This is a genomic window from Vicinamibacteria bacterium (genome assembly GCA_035620555.1).
In the GTDB taxonomy this organism is placed as follows: domain Bacteria; phylum Acidobacteriota; class Vicinamibacteria; order Marinacidobacterales; family SMYC01; genus DASPGQ01.
On the sequence record DASPGQ010000682.1, the window covers coordinates 1 to 4,022 of the forward strand.

General features: G+C 62.2%; 5 protein-coding genes. 4 read left to right on the forward strand and 1 reads right to left on the reverse strand.

Features of this window, described 5'->3' with window-relative positions; all coding sequences use genetic code 11:
- Both VEK15_27555 and VEK15_27560 read left to right on the forward strand, forming a co-directional pair.
- Positions 1–504 (forward strand): lipocalin family protein (locus VEK15_27555; GenBank protein ID HXV64485.1); only part of this gene is annotated, 504 nt, incomplete at its 5' end.
- 57 nt (positions 505–561) lie between these two features.
- Positions 562–1,341: a urate hydroxylase PuuD gene (locus tag VEK15_27560; protein ID HXV64486.1), complete on the forward strand. Its 780-nt coding sequence runs from the start codon at positions 562–564 to the stop codon at positions 1,339–1,341.
- Positions 1,342–1,457: 116 nt separating this feature from the next.
- Here the strand turns inward: VEK15_27560 and mtgA are convergent, their stop codons facing one another.
- Positions 1,458–2,207 (reverse strand): monofunctional biosynthetic peptidoglycan transglycosylase, encoded by a 750-nt coding sequence (gene mtgA / locus VEK15_27565; protein ID HXV64487.1) that lies wholly within the window; start codon positions 2,205–2,207, stop codon positions 1,458–1,460.
- 80 nt (positions 2,208–2,287) lie between these two features.
- On the opposite strand from mtgA, the gene VEK15_27570 reads away from it, so the two are divergent.
- Both VEK15_27570 and meaB read left to right on the forward strand, forming a co-directional pair.
- Positions 2,288–3,430, forward strand: coding sequence for an acyl-CoA dehydrogenase (locus VEK15_27570; GenBank protein ID HXV64488.1), 1,143 nt, complete (start codon positions 2,288–2,290; stop codon positions 3,428–3,430).
- A gap of 21 nt (positions 3,431–3,451) precedes the next feature.
- The coding region (gene meaB / locus VEK15_27575) for a methylmalonyl Co-A mutase-associated GTPase MeaB (GenBank protein ID HXV64489.1) at positions 3,452–4,022 on the forward strand (571 nt) is incomplete at its 3' end.

The window sequence follows — 4,022 nt, forward strand, 5'->3', positions numbered from 1 at the left end:
ACTGAAGGCGAGCTCACGTTCGATGGTGAGCGTCACGAGGTGACGGGACTCAGCTGGATGGACAAGGAGTTCAGCTCCTCACAGCTCGGTAGTGGGCAAATCGGATGGGACTGGTTCAGCCTGCAGCTCGCCGACGGCCGAGACTTGATGTTGTATCTCATGCGGACGGCAGACGGTGGGGTCGACATCGCGAGCGGAACGCTCGTCTCCGTGGAAGGCGATCCTGAGTATCTGACACCCGAGTCGTTCGAGGTCGAGGTTCTCGATCATTGGACCAGCTTGGAGACCGGAGCGCGGTATCCGTCCCGCTGGCGCATCCGGGTCCTGGGCGAGACGTTGGTGGTTTCTCCTCTGGTCCCGGATCAGGAGAACCGAAGTCGGCTCCGGGGTGGAATCCACTACTGGGAAGGCGCCGTCTCGATCGAAGATCCCGACGGACAGGCGCTCGGACAGGGTTTCGTGGAGCTCACCGGCTACGGCGTTGGCAACCGGCCTCCTTTGTGAAGTCATGATAGACTCCCCGCGGTCTAAACGCGTCAGGTAGAAAACTTAGGAGGGCTGATGGACGGTTTAGAAGCAATCTTTCGGTGGATGCATATTTTCGTCGGCATTCTCTGGATCGGACACCTCTATTACTTCAACTTCGTCAACGGTCAGATGGCCGCCAAGCTCGACGCGGCTGCCAAGAAAGCGGTCGTGCCCGAGCTCATGCCTCGCGCGCTCTTTTGGTTTCGATGGGGCGCCGCCTGGACCTGGATCACGGGCGTGCTGCTTTTACTGGTCGTCTACTACCACGGCGGCCAGGCGCTCGCGACCGGAGCCAGCTGGGGCGTGGGTCCCATCGTGATGGTCGCGATCACTTTTCTCGGCGTGTTCGTCTACGATGCGATTTGGAAGAGCGGAATCGCCGCGAACGTGCGCGGCGCCGTCATCGTGACTTTCATCCTGCTCTCGGTGGTCGTGGCATTGTTCGTCTACTTCGGTGAGTTCAGCTACCGGGGAACCCTGATCCACACGGGAGCTCTGTTCGGGAGCGCGATGGCGTTCAACGTGTGGTACCGAATCTGGCCGGCCCAGCAGAAGATCATTCGCGCGGTCAAGAAGGGCGAGGCTCCCGAGCCCGCCCTCGCGGCCCTTGCGGGTTTGCGCTCGAAGCACAATACCTACATGTCGCTTCCTCTGTTCTGGGCGATGATCGGCCAGCACACGACCTATTTCGCCGGCGGAAACCTCGGGATTCCCGGACAGTTCTACTGGGTCTTCTGGCTGCTCATCATCGCGGTCGGCTGGCACATCATCTTCCAGTGCTACAAGAAAGCGGGGAAGGTGCCAGGCTTCTGAAGGGATTCGGGATCGGAGAATCCCTGTAAGAAAGGGGATTAGAGGGATTGGGGAGATAGGGAGATTCCGTTTCTCCTCATCCCCCATTATCCCCTTATCCTCCTTGTCCCGAGGCGCTATTCCTCACCGACCAGGTCGGAGCAGACGAGTCGCGGCTCACTTTCGAGCGCCTGAGCGAGCTCGGCTTCATCGAGATGCTTGGCTTTGTGCATCCACGTCAGGATGCGCTCGCGTCGCGTGCGCACCGACTCCGGTCTGCGGCACGGGTCCAGTCGCCGTGGATTGGGAATCATCGCCGCCAGGGTGGCGGCCTCGACGGCATCGAGGCGGGCGCAAGATTTTCCGAACGTTCGGCGGGCCGCCGCCTCGGCGCCGTAGATGCCGTCACCCCATTCGATGACGTTCAAATAGATTTCCAGGATTCGATCTTTCGAAAGCGCCTTCTCGAGGCGATGGACCAGAATGGCCTCCTTGAGCTTCCGCCCGTAGGTCCGCTCCGTCGAGAGAAAGAGGTTCTTCGCCAGCTGTTGACTGATCGTGCTGGCACCCCGTACCGTGCGCCCCTCCTCCCAGTTCCGCTCCAGCGCCTCGCGTATCTCGTGAAGATCGAACCCGCGGTGATGGTAGAAGCCGGCGTCTTCGGCCATCAGCACCGCCTGGACGAGACGTTCGGATATCTCGTCGAGCGGGACCCAGAACTGAGCGCGTGCGGGACCTCGCTCCCGCATGAGCGCCGTCTCTCCGGGGTCGGTGTCGGCTAGATAGACCACATCGGGCAAGACGGCGACGAGCCAGGCGCCGTAGCCGACAAACACCAGGACGAGGAGCGCCAGGGCACCCACCATCCACTTTATCTTTTTCACCATGAACTGACCGTTAGGTAAGTCCACGGCGAGAGAAAATTCGCCCCTGCCTCATTTCCAAATACTACAATTGAAACATACACATGAATTTCGAATACAGCGAAGATCAGAAAGAGCTGCGCCGCGCGGTCCGCGAGTTTGCGAATCAGGAGATCGTGCCCCACGCCGCGCAATGGGACGAGAACGAGGTTTTCCCTTCGGAGGTCATCCGTAAGCTCGGGGAGCTCGGTTTTCTCGGCATCATCTTTCCCGAGAAGTATGGTGGCGCCGGCCTGAGCTACGCGGATTACGCGATCCTCATCGAGGAGCTCGCCCGGGCCGACGCCTCGGTCGGCATCACCGTCTCGGCGCACGTGTCGTTGTGTGCCAACCACATCTTCGAACAAGGCACCGAAGCGCAGAAAGAAAGATTCCTGAAGCCTCTGGCGACGGGTGAGTGGATTGGAGGGTGGAGTCTCACCGAGCCGAACGCGGGCAGCGATGCCGGCGGGACCGAGACCACCGCCGTTCGCGACGGAGACCAGTGGGTCATCAACGGGAGCAAGACCTTCACGACGAACGGCTCGGTGTGCGACGTGGCGGTGGCGATGGCGGTGACCGACCGGGGCAAGGCGAAGCATGGGATCTCCGCGTTCATCGTTCCCAAGGGAACACCTGGCTTCCGGGCCGGGAAGAAGGAGAGAAAGCTCGGCCATCGCGCGTCCGATACCGCCGAGATGGTCTTCGAGAACTGTCGAGTCCCGAGCTGTCATCTCCTCGGACAGCAGGGAGAGGGTTTCGTTGCCGCATTGAAGATTCTGGACGGCGGTCGAATCGGCATCGCCTCGCTCGCACTCGGAATCGCTCGAGCTAGCTTCGAATGCGCCCGCGATTATGCCAAGGAGCGCAAGCAGTTCGGTCGCTCCATCGGGTCCTTTCAGGGCGTCCAATTCAAACTGTCCGACATGGCGACCCAGATCGACGCCGCGCGTCTTCTGATCCATCGAGCCGCTTTTCTGAAAGACCGAGGCGAGCGGGTGACCAAAGAGGCCGCGATGGCGAAGCTCTACGCGAGCGAGGTATCCGTCCGCGCCGCCGAAGATGCCGTCCAAATCCTGGGAGGTTACGGTTACACGCGCGATTACCCCGCAGAAAGATACTACCGGGACGCCAAGCTCACCACCATCGGCGAAGGCACTTCCGAGATCCAGCGCCTGGTGATCGCGCGCCAGTTGCTCGATCTCTGAGCCGCCCGGTATCCTCTGGCCTTGGATGTCGAGGACCTCGTGGTGCGTCTGCGTGCCGGAGAGTCTCGCGCCCTGGCGCAGGCAATCACCCTTGTCGAGAACCGGGGCCCGGAGGCGCGCGAGCTGATCGCGAGGGTCCTCCCTTCCCGCCGGCGGGGGCTGGTCGTGGGCCTCACCGGTCCACCCGGCGTCGGCAAGAGCACGCTCGCCGACGCCCTCGCAAGAAAGGCACGGACATCGGGCCGGCGGGTCGCCGTGCTCGCCGTCGATCCCACGAGCCCATTTGGCGGCGGCGCCCTCCTCGGCGACCGAGCGCGCATGACATCGGTGGCGGACGATCCGGAAATCTTCATTCGCAGCATGGCCACCCGCGGTCACGTGGGAGGTCTCGCGGGCGCGGTATTCGAAGGCCTCGTGCTCCTCGAAGCCTCGGGGAAGGATTTCATCTTGCTCGAGACCGTGGGAGCGGGGCAGGACGAGGTGGAAGTCGCGGCCGCCGTCGATATCACGGTCGTCGTGCTCGCTCCGGGTCTCGGAGACGAGATCCAGGCCGCCAAAGCAGGGTTACTCGAGATCGCGGACGTTTTCGTCG